We start from the raw sequence: 563 nt of genomic DNA, 5'->3' as shown, positions 1-563 counted from the left end.
CTGAAGCGGGGCACGATGCTGGATGCCACGCTGATCAATGCGGTCTCATTGCCGCCGACGGACGAGCAGGCATCAAAGGATGCAGATGCCCGTGTCACGGTGYGGCAAGGCAAGGGCGGCTTCACTTTCGGCTACAAGGCACATGTCGGAGTGGATGAGGGCTCTGGCCTGATCCGCAAAGTGATCACGACGCCTGCCAACGTCAACGACACGGTGGTGGCCGATGCCTTGATCTGCGGCGACGAGAAGRCGGTATGGGCGGACGCCGCCTACGACACCCATGCCCGCCGTGCCCGGCTCAAGGCCGCAGGCAAGAAGCCTCGCATCGCGCGCCGCCCCAACAAGCACCATGCACTGCCGCCGCGGCTCAAACATTACAACCGTCTGATCGCCAGACGGCGTGCCGCAGTCGAGACCACCTTCGCCACGCTCAAGAACCGCATGAAGCTGACCACGATCCGCTATGTCGGGCTGGCCAAAGCCACTGCCCAGGTGACGTTAGCGGCGATTGCCTTCAACATGCGCCGATGGGCCGCCATCACAGGATAGGTGCGCCCGCAGTC

At 63.8% G+C, this 563-nt stretch carries 1 protein-coding gene; it reads left to right on the top strand.

Translation table 11 applies throughout. The features are described from left to right. Positions 1-549: IS5 family transposase (locus AC1DX4_RS35110; protein WP_477224692.1), on the top strand; the 549-nt coding region annotated here is incomplete at its 5' end. Positions 550-563: the final 14 nt, after the last annotated feature.

The organism is Mesorhizobium sp. P3_A8 (assembly GCF_056402995.1).
The sequence above is the reverse complement of the archived record's forward strand: the minus strand, read 5'-3'. Positions and strand labels throughout refer to the sequence as shown.